This window comes from Marinicrinis lubricantis, assembly GCF_042658665.1.
In the GTDB taxonomy this organism is placed as follows: domain Bacteria; phylum Bacillota; class Bacilli; order Paenibacillales; family KCTC-33676; genus Marinicrinis; species Marinicrinis lubricantis.
In genome coordinates, this window is record NZ_JBHSQV010000001.1 from 31,535 (window position 1) to 47,048 (window position 15,514).

The 15,514-nt window shown below is 43.6% G+C and carries 14 protein-coding genes; 8 read left to right on the top strand and 6 right to left on the bottom strand.

Annotated elements, in window-relative coordinates:
* Position 1 precedes the first annotated feature (1 nt).
* From mnmE to ACFPXP_RS00200, 6 genes are all read right to left on the bottom strand, one after another.
* On the bottom strand, positions 2 to 1,378 hold the full coding sequence (gene mnmE, locus ACFPXP_RS00175) for a tRNA uridine-5-carboxymethylaminomethyl(34) synthesis GTPase MnmE (protein WP_379891299.1): 1,377 nt from the start codon (positions 1,376 to 1,378) through the stop codon (positions 2 to 4).
* 238 nt (positions 1,379 to 1,616) lie between these two features.
* Complete coding sequence (jag, locus tag ACFPXP_RS00180) at positions 1,617 to 2,234, bottom strand: RNA-binding cell elongation regulator Jag/EloR (protein ID WP_379891270.1); 618 nt, start codon at positions 2,232 to 2,234, stop codon at positions 1,617 to 1,619.
* A 15-nt stretch (positions 2,235 to 2,249) separates the two neighbouring features.
* Positions 2,250 to 3,092: a membrane protein insertase YidC gene (gene yidC, locus ACFPXP_RS00185; RefSeq protein WP_379891272.1), complete on the bottom strand. Its 843-nt coding sequence runs from the start codon at positions 3,090 to 3,092 to the stop codon at positions 2,250 to 2,252.
* Positions 3,093 to 3,296: 204 nt separating this feature from the next.
* Complete coding sequence (rnpA, locus tag ACFPXP_RS00190; protein WP_379891274.1) at positions 3,297 to 3,695, bottom strand: ribonuclease P protein component; 399 nt, start codon at positions 3,693 to 3,695, stop codon at positions 3,297 to 3,299.
* A 122-nt stretch (positions 3,696 to 3,817) separates the two neighbouring features.
* On the bottom strand, positions 3,818 to 3,952 hold the full coding sequence (gene rpmH, locus ACFPXP_RS00195; RefSeq protein WP_040735642.1) for a 50S ribosomal protein L34: 135 nt from the start codon (positions 3,950 to 3,952) through the stop codon (positions 3,818 to 3,820).
* A 13-nt stretch (positions 3,953 to 3,965) separates the two neighbouring features.
* Positions 3,966 to 4,214 (bottom strand): hypothetical protein, encoded by a 249-nt coding sequence (locus tag ACFPXP_RS00200; protein ID WP_379891277.1) that lies wholly within the window; start codon positions 4,212 to 4,214, stop codon positions 3,966 to 3,968.
* Positions 4,215 to 4,781: 567 nt separating this feature from the next.
* Between ACFPXP_RS00200 and dnaA the strand changes: the two genes are divergently transcribed.
* The 8 genes from dnaA to ACFPXP_RS00240 all read left to right on the top strand — a co-directional run bounded on the left by dnaA (position 4,782) and on the right by ACFPXP_RS00240 (position 15,137).
* On the top strand, positions 4,782 to 6,140 hold the full coding sequence (dnaA, locus tag ACFPXP_RS00205) for a chromosomal replication initiator protein DnaA (protein WP_379891279.1): 1,359 nt from the start codon (positions 4,782 to 4,784) through the stop codon (positions 6,138 to 6,140).
* 258 nt (positions 6,141 to 6,398) lie between these two features.
* Positions 6,399 to 7,541: a DNA polymerase III subunit beta gene (dnaN, locus tag ACFPXP_RS00210; RefSeq protein ID WP_379891281.1), complete on the top strand. Its 1,143-nt coding sequence runs from the start codon at positions 6,399 to 6,401 to the stop codon at positions 7,539 to 7,541.
* Positions 7,542 to 7,602: 61 nt separating this feature from the next.
* Positions 7,603 to 7,815 carry a S4 domain-containing protein YaaA gene (gene yaaA / locus ACFPXP_RS00215; protein ID WP_379891283.1) on the top strand — a complete coding sequence of 71 codons (213 nt, stop codon included), beginning with the start codon at positions 7,603 to 7,605 and terminating at the stop codon, positions 7,813 to 7,815.
* Positions 7,816 to 7,939: 124 nt separating this feature from the next.
* Positions 7,940 to 9,073, top strand: a complete 1,134-nt coding sequence (recF, locus tag ACFPXP_RS00220) for a DNA replication/repair protein RecF (protein WP_379891285.1) — start codon at positions 7,940 to 7,942, stop codon at positions 9,071 to 9,073.
* A 17-nt stretch (positions 9,074 to 9,090) separates the two neighbouring features.
* Entirely contained in the window at positions 9,091 to 9,348 is a 258-nt protein-coding gene (gene remB / locus ACFPXP_RS00225; RefSeq protein ID WP_379891287.1) for an extracellular matrix regulator RemB, read from the top strand.
* Positions 9,349 to 9,397: 49 nt separating this feature from the next.
* The gene (gyrB, locus tag ACFPXP_RS00230; RefSeq protein WP_379891289.1) at positions 9,398 to 11,314 is read left to right on the top strand and encodes a DNA topoisomerase (ATP-hydrolyzing) subunit B; all 1,917 of its coding nucleotides are present in this window, start codon (positions 9,398 to 9,400) and stop codon (positions 11,312 to 11,314) included.
* A gap of 159 nt (positions 11,315 to 11,473) precedes the next feature.
* Positions 11,474 to 13,945 carry a DNA gyrase subunit A gene (gene gyrA / locus ACFPXP_RS00235; protein ID WP_379891291.1) on the top strand — a complete coding sequence of 824 codons (2,472 nt, stop codon included), beginning with the start codon at positions 11,474 to 11,476 and terminating at the stop codon, positions 13,943 to 13,945.
* A 118-nt stretch (positions 13,946 to 14,063) separates the two neighbouring features.
* Positions 14,064 to 15,137: an HD-GYP domain-containing protein gene (locus ACFPXP_RS00240; RefSeq protein WP_379891293.1), complete on the top strand. Its 1,074-nt coding sequence runs from the start codon at positions 14,064 to 14,066 to the stop codon at positions 15,135 to 15,137.
* The last annotated feature ends 377 nt before the right edge of the window (positions 15,138 to 15,514 follow it).

Here is a 15,514-nt window from a genome sequence, read left to right on the forward strand (position 1 = left end):
TCTATTTTCCCAAACAAAATTGCGTAAAAATTTGATCCAGCAGGGATTCAGCTGCCGTATCTCCTGTAATTTCACCTAGTTGTTCCCATGCATTTCTGACATCGATTTGAATCATATCAATCGGTACCATCATATCCACACCATGAATCGCATCCGATAAAGACTGATAAGCCTGTTTCAAGAGCGCTATATGTCTAGAATTAGTGACATATGTCAAATCGTTGCTTTCAAGCTGACCGCTGAAGAACAGATCCGATATAGCCATCTCCAGCTGCTCCATTCCCTTCTGTTCCTTCATCGACATCAGAACCATCTGATGCTCGCCTAACGTATTCTGAATCTGTTCTAGACCGAGGCGGCGAGGCAAATCCGATTTATTCACAATAACGATCACCGGACGATGGCGGATTTGCTCCATTAATTCAAGCTCTTCAGAACTGAGAGGCTCATTATGATTCAGTACGAATAAAATCAAATCCGCTTCTGATAATGCGCTCTTGGAGCGTTCAACCCCAATTTTCTCGACCACATCCGAAGTTTCACGGATACCGGCAGTGTCTAATAACTTCAAGGGAATTCCATTTATAGTAATAAATTCCTCAATGACATCTCTTGTCGTTCCGGGAATATCTGTTACGATCGCCCGATTCTCCTGTGTCAGTGCATTTAACAACGACGATTTTCCTACGTTAGGACGTCCAACAATCGCAGTCGTGATCCCTTCCCTCAGCATTTTCCCTTGGCCAGCCGTCTTTAGCAATCGTTCAATCTCAGCCTGCGCCTCCGTACATTTATCCCGAATAAATGCATTGGTCAATTCTTCGACATCGTGCTCCGGATAATCAATATTGACCTCAATATGTGCCATCGTTTCTACGAGTACATGTCTGAGAGCTTGAATTTGCTTGGAGAGCGATCCCTCCGATTGCTTACGTGCAATACCAAACGCCCGATCCGATTTTGAGCGAATCAAATCCATGACAGCTTCCGCTTGTGTCAGGTCAATGCGGCCATTCAAAAATGCCCGTTTTGTAAATTCTCCGGGCTCCGCAAGACGGGCTCCATGTTGAAGCACAACATCAAGCACTTTTTTCATGGATACAATACCGCCATGACAGCTGATTTCAACCACATCCTCCATCGTAAACGAACGAGGTGCTCTCATGACACTGACTAACACTTCATCTATCGATTCATTCGTATCCGGATCCCAGATATGTCCATAATGAATCGTATGCGTATCGGCGTCTTTCAAAGACCGTTTCGTCTTGAACACCCGATCTACTACATCTATCGAATCAGGACCGCTGACCCGAATGACCGCGATGCTTCCTTCTCCTACAGCAGTAGCAACGGCTGCGATCGTATCGGATACCATAACCACACCTCCAATGAGATCGTTAAAAAACAATCTCCAGCCCTCTTCACGGGACGTTATCCATTCTATTTTGAAACACACAGGTTATGTTTACAATAACCATGAATTCATTATCATTATTGTTTCTTATTTCAATATTGTATAACACAAATGGCCCGCAAAAAAAGAAAAAATGCAATGACTATAAAATACACCTTAGTCATTGCATTCCGTTGATGTGAACGGACCATGGAAACCTCTATTTTAATGTAATGACAATTCTCCGATTAGGTTCTTCACCTTTGCTGAACGTTCTGACCTGCGGATGGTTTTGCAGATGCGTATGAATAATGCGGCGTTCTTGAGGAGTCATCGGCTCAAGAACCACATCCCTGCCCGTTCGAATCACTTTATCCGCCAGTCTTTGAGACAGCTCTATCAAAGTTTGAGTTCGACGCTCACGAAAATGCTCTGCATCCACCACGATTCGAAGATGCTTGTCCGAGTAACGGTTTGCCACGATATTCACTAAATATTGCAGAGAATCCAAAGTTTGTCCGCGGCGTCCGATTAAAATGCCCAGTTCTGGTCCAGTCAAATGGAGAACCGTCTGACCTCCCCGTTCCTCCCGGACGACTTGAACATGGAGCGAAATCGAACGAATAATATCTTGAACAAATTGAAGCGCTTCTTCAATCGGATCTGGAAGCAATTCAAGCTGCACCTTCGCTTCCTTCGAACCAATAAAACCGAACAATCCTTTCGAAGGATGCTCCAAGACTTGGACCTTCACTCGATCCTCTGAAACATTCCACCGAGACAAGCCCGAACGAATGGCTTCCTCAATCGTTTTTCCGGATACTGTCATTGTTTTCATGAGGTCAAACCCCCCTTACTTTTTCTTGCGTCCAGGAGATTTTGATTTCTTCGGCCCTTTCTTGCCTTGCGGCTGAGTTTGGGGAACCTCCTCCTGTTTAGCAGGTCTGCCATATAAAAAGTAAGTCTGTACAATGGTGAATAGGTTACTGTAGAACCAGTATAACGGTAATGCAGAAGGTAAAGACATCCCCATGACGAAAATCAATATCGGGAAGATGAACATAATGTTCTGCATTGGATTTTTTTGTGTTGTAGGCATGCTAGCCTGCATAACCTTCTGTTGAACATAAGTCGCCAGCGCCGCTAACAAAGGCAGAACAAAGTATGGATCTTTCTCCCCTAATTGGAGCCAAAGGAATGTATGCTCAGCAATTTCACTATTCCAGCTGATGGCATGGAACAAAGCAAAGAGAATCGGCATTTGAATCAAGATCGGGAAACATCCAGCTAGAGGATTCACCCCATGCTTTTGGAACAGCTTCATCGTCTCTTCTTGCTGTTTTCTCGGATCATCCTTATATTTCGCTTGAATTTCCTTCACTTCAGGCTGTAGTGCCTGCATCGCTTTTGAACTCCGATACTGCTTAATATTAAGAGGCAGCACCAAGAAGCGAATAATCAGCGTTAACAGTAAGATGGACAATCCGTACTGATTGCCGAACAGGTCTGCGAACAAATCTAACAAATATGAAATCGGATACACAAAGAACTTCGACCAGAATCCGCCCTCCAGCATATCCTCCGTCGTTGTTTGAGTACCCGTCGGACTGCAGCCTGACAGCACCATTACGATCAGGAGCATAGCCGATAGTATGTACCACTTTTTTCTACGAGACAACAATATTCCTCCTATCATTCGGGTCACAGCTAAAACGTTGCCGCCAACATAAAATATAACATACTTGAGGTGCAAAAAAAACTTTTCTATCTATAAGAAAACCAATCCCTGCAGGCACTCTGCAAAGCTACATATTCTGAATAATCGTACCTAACATATGAGCTGCATACCCATAACGCTCTCAGGGATCAAAGTGAATCTTCAGGCCATCGGATAAAGATGCTATGTAGTCGTCTCATCAGCAGATAAAGTTGACGACTTTCGATGCGTGTTTTTTTTACCGATATTAATAATAGAAGCCTTCCTTAATATATGAAGGATACTCTTCTCCATCTGATGATAATCCATCTCGGTCACAGGCTTTCTTGCAATCATGATCAAATCATACCCGCGGGCGACCTCATCCTTATGCAGTCGCACAATCTCCTTCATTTTACGGCGGATTCGATTTCGCACAACGGCATTTCCAATTTTTTTGCTCACGGAAACACCCAATCGAAAGTGTTCAATATGCCGGCTAGATCGGTAGTACAGCACAAACTGATGGTTCACTACCGATTTTCCGTATTTAAAAACGATATGAAAATGTTCTCTTTTCGCTAATCTATACTTCTTTTGCACAATGTTCTCTCCAGCACCAAAGCAATTTTCAAACATTCTCTCCAAACCGCATCAGGATATACCCGTTTACAATTGGACAAACAGCTGCCTAAATGACAAAAAGACCACGTGCAGTGGTCTTATTAAGCAGATAATACTTTTCTTCCTTTTTGACGGCGCGCAGCCAAAACTTTACGACCGTTCTTCGTGCTCATTCTCTTACGGAACCCGTGAACCTTCTTACGCTTGCTCACATTCGGTTTGAATGTTGGTTTCATTGATTTGCACCCCCTAATGCGGCTTATTTCCTTGCCGTATTTCATGGGCTTGAGCAGCTTCAATTGCGAGGCTGATCTTACCACTACAAAGTCGGCTTGCCAAAAAAACACCTTTTTTAATTAAATCATCATCCTGCAAAAAAGTCAATATGACAATCCGTACCAGGACTCTTCCTCTTTTTCTGCATCCCTCTCTCTTTTTCTCCATCCCTTTGTCCCGACCATATTTCCCCTCATATATATCATCCTCTGATTCATCCACAGCCTATCCTATTCCTCATTTTGACATGGCGCATCTATTTTCCAATCCACTTGTGGATGAATTTCTAAACCGGGCGCACCTGTCATCCTATCCACAATTGCAACATACAACATTTTTAGCACCATTTCATTATTCACATGTGTATAATTTTGACGGGACTCCAAAGCTTCTGTCGAATTCTCAACAAAATATAAACAATATGTAGTGTTGTAGATAACTTTTATTCACAATTTCTAGTGGTTGTGGATAAATTGCCGGAATCCATTGAAATACAAGCGTTAATCTGATATGATTATGTTGTTTTCAATGTGGATATAAGAATTCAATCATAAATATTATACACAGCCTGTGGATAATAATGTGAACAACTGTTTTATATCTTGTATATGTTTATTCACTATATATTAGTTGTGTGGATAAATTTCGACAAGATCTTTTTTTCTTCGATCTTATGTCAGGAAAAGCTGAGCCTTTCATTCCCTTTTTCCGACATAATTTTTTTTCGGCCAAAAACCGAAGTGTCAATATTGTTTCTCGCAGCTTTTTGTTGTTAAAGGAGTGACCTTTTTGGAAAGCCATAAGCAGCAGCTCTGGCAGCAAGTATTGGATATCATTCAAACGAAAGTTAGTAAACCCAGCTTTGACACTTGGCTTAAATCGACAAAGGCTGTCGTTTTGAATGACACGATGCTTGTCATCAGCGCTCCTACCGTTTTTGCCAGGGATTGGCTTGAAAGCCGCTATACCAAGCTGATCAGCACAACGGTTTCCGAGTTTATGGGGAAATCGCTGCAGCTGAAGATCATAAGCGAAGAGGACGAGGATCGAGAGGAGATCGAACAAATTGTACCGGAGAGCGTACCGGACGAAAAAGCGATCATTGCCGAAGAACCGCTGTCCCACATGTTAAACCCAAAATATACGTTCGAAACATTCGTTATCGGTTCAGGAAACCGTTTCGCGCATGCAGCTTCGCTGGCCGTCGCTGAAGCACCGGCCAAAGCCTATAATCCTTTGTTTTTATACGGGGGTGTAGGATTAGGCAAAACCCATCTTATGCATGCGATTGGCCACTATATTCTGGAACATAATCCGTCTGCAAAAGTCGTTTACATTTCCTCGGAAAAATTCACGAACGAATTCATTAACTCTATTCGAGATAACCGCGGTGAAAACTTCCGCAACAAATATCGTAATGTCGATATTCTGCTCATCGACGATATCCAATTCATCGCCGGAAAAGAATCGACGCAGGAGGAATTTTTCCATACGTTCAATGCACTGCATGAAGAACGAAAGCAGATTATTATATCCAGTGACCGTCCACCGAAAGAAATACCTACGCTGGAAGAGCGGCTTCGTTCCCGCTTCGAATGGGGATTAATTACGGATATTCAGCCCCCTGATCTAGAAACCCGAATTGCGATTCTCCGCAAAAAGGCAAAAGCCGATCAGTTGGACATTCCAAACGAAGCGATGATGTACATCGCGGGACAAATCGATACGAACATCAGAGAATTGGAAGGTGCGCTCATTCGTGTCGTTGCCTATTCATCGTTAACGAACCAAGATATTACGGCACATCTGGCTGCAGAAGCTCTAAAGGATATTATTCCGTCCAGCCGTCCGAAGGTCATTACGATCCAGGACATTCAGGAGAAGGTCGGAGAATATTACGGAATTCGGCTCGATGAATTTAAAGCGCGCAAACGCACCAAAGCCGTCGCCTTCCCTAGACAAGTCGCCATGTATTTGTCCAGAGAATTGACGGATTTCTCACTTCCTAAAATCGGTGAAGCCTTCGGCGGAAGAGACCATACGACGGTTATTCACGCGCATGACAAAATCTCCACCGCATTGAAGGAGGATCAAGAGTTATATAAAGCAATCAATACGCTTATCAACAAGATCAAAAATCATTCGTAATTACACTCAGCCTATGCACAATTTATTCACATGTGGATAGGCTGAATCTTTCCGTCATTTCTATACTTATTCACATATTCACGGCCCCTACTACTATTACTAAATAAAAGATATAATATTAATAGGATTCGAAAAGACAATAATCCTCTACCTTTTCATCGTCTTACTTTAAAGCTATTCAGCATATGCATCATATATGACTAAAAATTTCTGATATCAGGCCAGCATGTATAGCAAGATGTAACGAAGGAGGAGCCCATGAAATTAAAAATATTAAAAAATGAATTGAATGAGTCTATACAGCACGTATCCAAAGCGGTCTCCAGCCGCACGACGATTCCGATTCTAAGCGGTATAAAAATTGACGCTAACGCCAGCGGAATTACATTAACGGCAAGCGATACGGATATTTCAATTCAAAGCTTTATTCCAACCGAAAAGGATGGCAGCCATATCATTCAGTTGGAGACACAAGGCAGTGTTGTTTTACCGGCTAAATTTTTCGTGGAAATCATTAAGAAGCTGCCTGACGATGAAGTGGAAATTGAAGTAAAGGATCAATTCCAAACTTGGATTCGCTCAGGGAAATCAGAAATTCATATGATCGGGCTCGATCCTGAGGAATATCCTCTGCTGCCTCAATTAGAACAAAACGAAACCTTTACGGTTCAAAGCGATTTATTGAAATCGATGATTCGACAAACTCTTTTCTGCGTATCGACGAATGAGAGCACTCCGATATTAACCGGAGTTCAATGGCAGATGGCTGAAGGCAAGCTAAAGCTGATCGCTACAGACCGCCACCGCTTAGCCACAAGACAAGCTCAAATTCCGGATGTAGAGCAGCTTCAATTCAAAAACATCGTTATTTCCGGTAAAAATTTGAACGAGTTAAACAAAATTTTGCCGGATCAAAATGAACCCGTGCAAATTGTCGTTGCCGAAAGCCAAGTGCTGTTCAAAATTGATACGAATTTATTCTATACACGTATTTTGGATGGACTGTATCCTGATACATCCAAAATTATCCCGCAGTCATTCAAAACGGAAATGGTCATTTCAACTAAATCGTTATTGAATGCTGTCGATCGAGCTTATCTGCTTTCGAGAGAAGAAAAAACCAACATCGTACGCTTAGTTGCAGAAGAAAGCGGACTTGTTGAAATTTCCTCCAGTCAAACAGAACTAGGTAAAATTAAAGAGGAAATTGAAACGGAATCTTACAGCGGAGAAGCTTTTAAAATCTCTTTCAACTCGAAATATATGCTGGATGCATTGAAAGCGATGGATTGTGAAAAAATTCATATAGGTTTTACCGGAGCAATGAGTCCAATTGTTCTCAAACCTTCAGACCATGTCGAGCTCGTCTATGTCATTCTTCCTTATCGGACAACCGGATAAAGGCGAGTGTTCCCTTCGAGCATGCTGCCGGTATGCCGAATAAGAACAAAGGAGTATAGGAATGAAGAACGTAACGATCAAAGACGAATATATAACGCTCGGTCAATTAGCTAAAAAGTTGGACTTGGTTTCTACAGGAGGCCAAGTTAAATTTTTTTTAGAGGAAACGAGCATTCTTGTGAACAAATCTCCTGAGAACCGCAGAGGGAAAAAGCTGTTTCCTGGTGACGAAATCGAAATTGAAGGATATGAAACGATCAAAATTGAAAAGTGAAATCACATCAGCATTCGGTCTTAAGCGTGATATTGTGCAGCAGCGGCCACAATGAACGGCATGCTGCTTCATCTCAACGCCTACTGGAACCTTACGCGGTTTATTTAGCTAGGGGGAAACCGCCTTGTATTTAAAACAGATGAAATTGCAGCATTACCGAAACTATGGTCATATCGAACTGGAAGCTTCTCCGCAGGTCAACATTTTCATTGGACCGAATGCGCAAGGCAAGACGAATCTGCTGGAATCGATTTATGTGTTGGCCTTGACCAAGTCTCACCGTACGCATAAAGATAAGGAACTCGTACAGTGGAATGAAGAGAGGGCGATCATCCAGGGAGAGCTTGAACGAAGATACGGCGCATGCCGGCTTGACCTGATGATTACAAATCACGGGAAGAAAGCAAAGCTCAATGGATTAGAGCAGAAAAAGCTGAGCAACTATATCGGTTCGCTGAACGTCGTGATGTTTGCTCCGGAAGATTTAGAAATTGTTAAAGGTTCGCCAAGTACGAGACGCCGCTTTTTGGATATGGAAATCGCTCAGGTTTATCCGGGGTATGTCCACCAACTGGGGCAATTTCAGAAAATACTCGCTCAACGAAACCAATATTTAAAGCAGCAATTCGGCAAATCGAATGCGAGTTCTGATGCGATGCTGGACATATGGAATCAGCAAATCGCTGCAAGCGGTACTAAAATCATGCAAAAACGTCAACAATTCATATATAAACTCCAGAAATGGGCGGATCATATTCATTCCGGAATCACAGCAGGGGCGGAAAAGCTTGATATCGTTTATCGTCCGTCGTTTAGCGTAGAATCCTTTGATGATGAATCTATGGTTTTTGAGCAATTTATGGTAAAGTTAACACAGATGAAGGAACAGGAGATCAGAAGAGGGACGACCTTAGTTGGACCCCATCGGGACGATATTGAATTTTTCATCAATGACAAAGAAGCTCATACGTACGGTTCCCAAGGACAGCAAAGGACAACAGCCTTATCCGTTAAGCTGGCTGAAATTGAATTGATTCATCAGGAAGTAGGGGAATATCCGATACTTCTGCTCGATGATGTTTTGTCTGAATTAGATCGGAATCGTCAAACGCAACTCATAGAAACGTTTCAAAGCAAAGTCCAGACCTTCATTACGACAACGGGGCTGGAAAGTGTAAATTTGCAGAAACTGCAGGAAGCTAAAATTTTCAACGTGGAATCTGGAAGTATTGTCAGCAGCGGATTTGCAAATTCATAAACGGGAGTGGTGGACGAATGTTCATTCATTTGGGCGGAGAAAAAGTGATTCGGGCGACAGAGCTGATTGGCATTTTCGATGTGTCGATTGAGGAGATTTCGAAAATCTCGAAACAGTTTGTTGAGTATGCCCATGCAAATCAATTCGTGGAAACGATTGGGGAAGAAGAGCCGAAGTCACTGGTTGTTGCCTTGGATAAAGTCTATTACTCTCCAATCTCTTCTACCACGTTGAAGAAAAGAGCTAAAAATCTGTTAACGAACTTATCGTCGTAACAGATGATCCAACAACTAGTGTCAGATCATGTAGAAGCGGGTGAAAGGGATGTCTGAGAATCAACAACATACCTATGATGAGAGTCAGATACAGGTACTGGAAGGCTTAGAAGCCGTAAGAAAACGTCCAGGCATGTACATCGGCTCGACGAGTGCCAAAGGCTTGCATCATTTGGTATGGGAAGTTGTAGACAACAGTATCGATGAGGCGTTGGCCGGATACTGTTCACATATTCAAGTGATTGTTCATGAGGATAATAGTGTGACCGTTGTCGATAACGGGAGGGGAATTCCTGTCGGGATTCACCCGAAGCTGCAAAAGCCAACACTGGAAGTCGTCTTAACGGTGCTTCACGCAGGCGGTAAATTCGGCGGAGAAGGCTATAAAGTATCGGGCGGCTTGCACGGTGTAGGGGTTTCCGTTGTCAACGCATTATCCGAATGGGTGCAGGTACGCGTTCATCGTGACGGAACCGTTTATGAGCAGGAATACCGCAGAGGTGTACCGCAATTCGCTGTTAGAGAAGTGGGAACAACGGAAAAGACGGGTACGACCGTCACATTTAGACCGGATCGCGAGATCTTCACGGAAACCGTAGAGTACGATTTCGATACACTTCAAACCCGGATTCGGGAGCTTGCATTCCTCAATAAAGGAATCCATATTTCACTATTGGACGAACGGACTGGAACTTCGAAGGAATATCATTACGAGGGCGGCATCAAGTCGTTCGTTGAGTATTTGAATAAAAACAAAGAAGTCGTTCATGAATCCCCGATCTATGTAGAGGGGGAGAAGGAACAAATTACCGTAGAGATAGCCATTCAGTACAATGACAGCTATACAGAGAATATTCATTCGTTTGCCAATAACATCAATACACATGAAGGCGGTACGCATGAGTCCGGCTTCAAAAGCGCTTTGACGAGAATTATTAATGAATATGCGAGAAGATTGAATTTTCTAAAGGACAATGATTCGAATCTTTCGGGTGAAGACGTAAGAGAAGGCTTGACGGCCGTCATTTCTGTCAAAATACCGGAGCCGCAATTCGAAGGTCAAACGAAGACGAAGCTAGGCAACAGTGAAGTGAGAGGGATTGTTGAATCGCTTTTCTCGGATAAGCTGCAGGAATTTTTGATCGAGAACCCGTCCGTCTCCAAACGGATCATGGAGAAGGCACTGCAGGCGCAGCGCGCGCGAGAGGCAGCACGTAAGGCAAGGGAATTGACCCGTAGAAAGAGCGCTCTCGAAGTCAGCTCGCTGCCAGGGAAACTAGCCGATTGTTCCTCCAAGGATGCGACCATCAGCGAATTGTATATCGTTGAGGGGGACTCCGCAGGCGGGTCGGCGAAGCAGGGAAGAGACCGGCACTTTCAAGCTATTTTGCCATTGCGTGGTAAGATTTTGAACGTGGAGAAGGCGCGTCTGGACCGAATTTTGGGGAATGCCGAAATTCGGGCGATTATTACCGCGCTCGGTACAGGCATTGGTGAAGATTTCGATTTGGAAAAGGCCCGATACCACAAGGTCATTATTATGACCGATGCGGACGTTGACGGCGCCCACATTCGAACCTTATTGTTAACCTTCTTTTATCGTTATATGCGCAAAATTATCGATGCGGGTTATATTTATATTGCACAGCCGCCGCTCTATAAGATCGAGAAGAATAAAACGATTCGCTACGCATACAACGAAAAGCAGCGTGACAGTATCATCGCCGAGATGGGAGACGCTGGCCAGAAGGCAAATGTACAGCGTTATAAGGGTCTTGGCGAGATGAATCCGGGACAGCTGTGGGAGACAACAATGGATCCGGAGAGCAGAACGCTGCTGCAGGTCACCATACAAGATGCGATCGAAGCGGATATGATCTTCGATACCTTGATGGGAGATAACGTAGAACCGAGACGCGATTTTATCCAAGAGCATGCTCGTTACGTAGAAAATTTAGATATTTAACAGAAATAGCCGCCGCAGCTGTAATCATCCATTCGGAAATGGAGCTTCAGCTTGAATAGGCGGCGGCTGCAGTTATATTAACGATAACGCATGGACATAGAACGAATCTCGTTAGAACAATCAAGGATAAAGGGAATTTTGAATTTGAGGAGGTAGAGCATGGCGGAAGAAATACGTCCAAGTGTGGAAGGCCGCGACATCAGTGCTGAGATGCGAAGCTCGTTTATGGACTATGCCATGAGCATCATCGTAAGCCGCGCCCTGCCAGATGTTAGAGACGGCTTAAAGCCGGTGCATCGTAGAATATTGTATGCCATGTCGGAATTGGGCATGTCACCGGACAAGCCTTTTAAGAAATCGGCGAGAATCGTAGGGGAAGTGATCGGTAAGTATCATCCCCACGGGGACTCCGCCGTTTATGAAACGATGGTCCGGATGGCACAGGATTTCTCCCTGCGCTATATGCTGGTTGATGGACATGGTAACTTCGGTTCGATCGACGGGGACTCAGCGGCAGCGATGCGTTACACCGAAGCAAGGTTATCGAAAATTGCAATGGAGCTGCTGCGTGATATAAACAAAGAAACGATCGATTTCGTGCCAAACTATGACGGTGAAGAAAAGGAACCGGCCGTTCTGCCTGCTCGTTTTCCGAACTTATTGGTCAACGGGGTATCCGGGATCGCGGTAGGGATGGCAACGAATATTCCACCTCACAATTTAGGTGAGGTCATCGACGGAACGCTGGCATTGATTGCCAATCCGGAAATTACCTCGATGGAATTAATGCAATATATTAAAGGTCCTGATTTCCCTACTGGAGGTTATATTTTAGGCAGAGAAGGAATTAAGCAGGCCTATGCGACCGGACGGGGCAGTATTACTGTTCGTGCTAAGGCGGAAATTGAGGAAACTGGCAATAAGGCAAGAATTATTGTTACGGAGCTCCCTTACCAAGTCATTAAAGCCCGTCTTATCGAAAAAATTGCCGAGCTGGTAAGAGAGAAAAGGCTGGACGGGATTACCGATTTAAGGGATGAATCGGATCGCACAGGCATGCGCATCGTTATTGAACTGAGACGGGATGTCAATCCGAATGTCGTGTTGAACAATTTATATAAGCATACTGCGCTGCAAACGACGTTTGGTATCAATACACTGGCGATCGTCGACAAAGAGCCGAAGATCCTGAATATTAAAGATGTATTGCACTATTACATTCAGCATCAAATCGAAGTCATTCGACGCAGAACCGAATTTGATCTGCGCAAAGCAGAAGCGAGAGCGCATATTTTGGAAGGCTTGCGCATCGCCTTGGATCACCTGGATGAGGTGATCGCGCTTATTCGTTCTTCCCCGAATACGGAAGCTGCGCGTGAAGGATTAATGAACAATTTCAACCTCAGCTTTGATCAAGCTCAGGCGATTTTGGACATGCGTCTGCAGCGTTTAACCGCATTAGAGCGGGAGAAGATTGAAAATGAATATGCTGAGCTGCAAAAGAAAATTGCGGAATATAAAGCCATTCTCGCAGACGAACAGCTTGTTCTGAACATCATCGGCGAAGAGTTGACAGAGATTAAAGAGAAGTACGGCGATGAGCGCAGAACAGAGATTACGATCGGCGATGATCATATTCTTGATGAAGATCTCATTCCGAGAGAAGACGTGGTCGTGACGATTACCCACACGGGGTATATCAAGCGTCTGCCTGTTAACACGTACCGCAGCCAAAGACGCGGAGGGAAAGGCGTCATTGGAATGGATACGAAGGATGATGATTTCGTCGAGCATCTGTTCGTTACCAATACGCATCATTACCTGCTGTTCTTTACGAACAAAGGAAAGGCTTACCGACTGAAGGCATATGAAATCCCCGAATTGGGGCGTGCTGCACGGGGTACTCCGATCATCAATCTGATTCAGATTGAACAAGGGGAAAACATCAATGCGGTCATTGAGGTTGAAGCCTTTGATGAAAACCTGAACCTGTTCTTTGCAACCAAACACGGTATTGTGAAGAAAACTCCGCTTCAGGATTTCGTCAATATTCGCAAGGGTGGACTCATCGCAGTCAACCTGCGTGATGATGACGAGTTGGTCGGTGTGAAGCTGACGGACGGCAACAAGCAGATCATTATGGGAACAAGTCATGGCTTGTCCATTCGTTTCCCTGAGGATGATGTACGTACGATGGGGCGTTCCGCAACAGGCGTGAAAGGAATCACGCTGGTAGATGACGATATCGTAATCGATATGGACGTGGTCGACGAGCAGGATGACGTGCTGATCATTACGAACAAGGGTTACGGAAAACGTACGCCAATGTCTGAATATCGCATCCAATCCCGCGGAGGGAAGGGAATTAAGACGATCAACGTCACGGAGAAAAACGGCTATGTGGCGGGACTAAAAGTTGTGAAAGATGATGAGGATCTGATGGTCATTACGACATCGGGAACATTAATCCGTACAAGTATGGATGGTATATCTACCATGGGCCGTTACGCTCAAGGTGTAAGAATTATCAATATCCGTGAAGAAGACGGCGTAGCAACGGTTGCCCGTGTGAAGAAGCATGTGGAAGATGAATTGGTTGACGAAGAATTTACGGAAGAAGTCGATGAATAATATCGAAGGGTTGGGCTTTTACCCCAACCCTTTTTGTTTTACAATATAAAAAAACATGATGAATAAGAACGAAATGGTACTTAAGGAATTCCAATACGATAGGTATAGGTGATTGATTATGCCGGAAATGACGATAGGCCGCATAAAACCAGGCTACATACTAGAAGAAGACTTGCAAACGGGATTGGGCAATGTACTTTTTAAAAAAGGAAAAATGTTAACCGAGCATGATCTGGAAATTATGCATTCCTTTTTAATTCAAAAAGCCAAGATTGAAGATATGAAAACAGCAGCGAGTAAGCAGGATGATGATCGGAAAAACGTGGATAATCAAGAAGGAGTCTTGGAAAAGACACCTTTCCAAGAAGAGTATGAAGCAATGTTCTTCTTGATTCAAAATACGCTGAATAATATTCATGCGCTGCCCATACCGCTAATCGTCATTAGACAGCAATTCAAAAAGCTTATCGATTATATCAAAGAGTACAATATTTTAACGTTCGTCCCTCCGAAAGATCAATTAGAGAATTACTTAGTTCATAGCAGCATTACGATTGGACTAACGTCATATCAATTAGCCAAATGGCATGGCTTTCCGGAAAAGGACTGGATTCCGATCGGGATCGCAGGACTATTTCATGATATAGGCAATGTAAAAATAGACCCTGCACTTTTGCAAAAGAAAGCGAAGCTGACGGAAGAGGAAAACGCCGAGGTTCGAAAACACACGATTGAGGGGTATAATTTGCTGAAAGCAGTCCCAGGAATCAACGAAGGAGTAAAGCTCACTGCTCTTCAGCATCATGAGCGAGAGGATGGCAGCGGATATCCGCTCAAGTTGGATGCCTCTAAAATACATCCCTATGCCAAAGTGGTTGCTGTTGCTGATATTTATCATGCAATGTCCAGCAATCGATTTTATAAGAAGGCCTCATCACCTTATTTAGTTTTAGAGCAGCTGTTGAACGATTCTTTTGGTAAACTGGATCCGGCGATCGTACAGACATTTATTCAAAAAGTAACGCAATTCCACAACGGAACTTTAGTTCGTTTGAGTAATGGAGCTATCGGTGAAATTGTTTTTACAGATCGTTCAAGTCTGACGCTGCCATGGGTAAAAGTAAATGGGGAAGTCATTAATCTCATCCAAGAAAGTCATCTGCATATTGAAGAAGTGATTAAAAAAGGTTGACATAAACAAATCATTCGTGATATATTATTTCTCGCCGCTTCGAGAGGCAATTGCGAAGCAGGCGGGATTTTTTTTGTATAGTGCAGACAGGTTCTGAATCACATCGGTATAGATTGAATTGGAAAAAATCAGTACTTGCAAAGAAATACTAAGATGTGATATATTAATAAAGTCGCTCAAGGGCAATAACCTAAAGCGATGATAAAAAAAGAAGCGTCATGAGCATTGAATGATGCGATGAATGATGCGAATTGATCCTTGAAAACTGAACAGCGAGCGAATAAGTCTATTACGTTCCCTTAAGGGAACCCCGAATACCATTCGGAACAAATGATGCTTAGCATCGAAATGAGCAAGACAAACTTTATTGGAGAGTT

Excerpts from the sequence above, each read along its gene's own strand:
- yaaA (WP_379891283.1), top strand. The coding sequence starts at position 7,603 with ATGAAGAACGTAACGATCAAAGACGAATATATAACGCTCGGTCAATTA.
- jag (WP_379891270.1), bottom strand. The coding sequence starts at position 2,234 with ATGAAAACAATGACAGTATCCGGAAAAACGATTGAGGAAGCCATTCGT.
- mnmE (WP_379891299.1), bottom strand. The coding sequence starts at position 1,378 with ATGGTATCCGATACGATCGCAGCCGTTGCTACTGCTGTAGGAGAAGGA.
- gyrA (WP_379891291.1), top strand. The coding sequence starts at position 11,474 with ATGGCGGAAGAAATACGTCCAAGTGTGGAAGGCCGCGACATCAGTGCT.
- dnaN (WP_379891281.1), top strand. The coding sequence starts at position 6,399 with ATGAAATTAAAAATATTAAAAAATGAATTGAATGAGTCTATACAGCAC.
- rpmH (WP_040735642.1), bottom strand. The coding sequence starts at position 3,952 with ATGAAACCAACATTCAAACCGAATGTGAGCAAGCGTAAGAAGGTTCAC.
- gyrB (WP_379891289.1), top strand. The coding sequence starts at position 9,398 with ATGTCTGAGAATCAACAACATACCTATGATGAGAGTCAGATACAGGTA.
- yidC (WP_379891272.1), bottom strand. The coding sequence starts at position 3,092 with ATGATAGGAGGAATATTGTTGTCTCGTAGAAAAAAGTGGTACATACTA.
- remB (WP_379891287.1), top strand. The coding sequence starts at position 9,091 with ATGTTCATTCATTTGGGCGGAGAAAAAGTGATTCGGGCGACAGAGCTG.
- ACFPXP_RS00240 (WP_379891293.1), top strand. The coding sequence starts at position 14,064 with ATGCCGGAAATGACGATAGGCCGCATAAAACCAGGCTACATACTAGAA.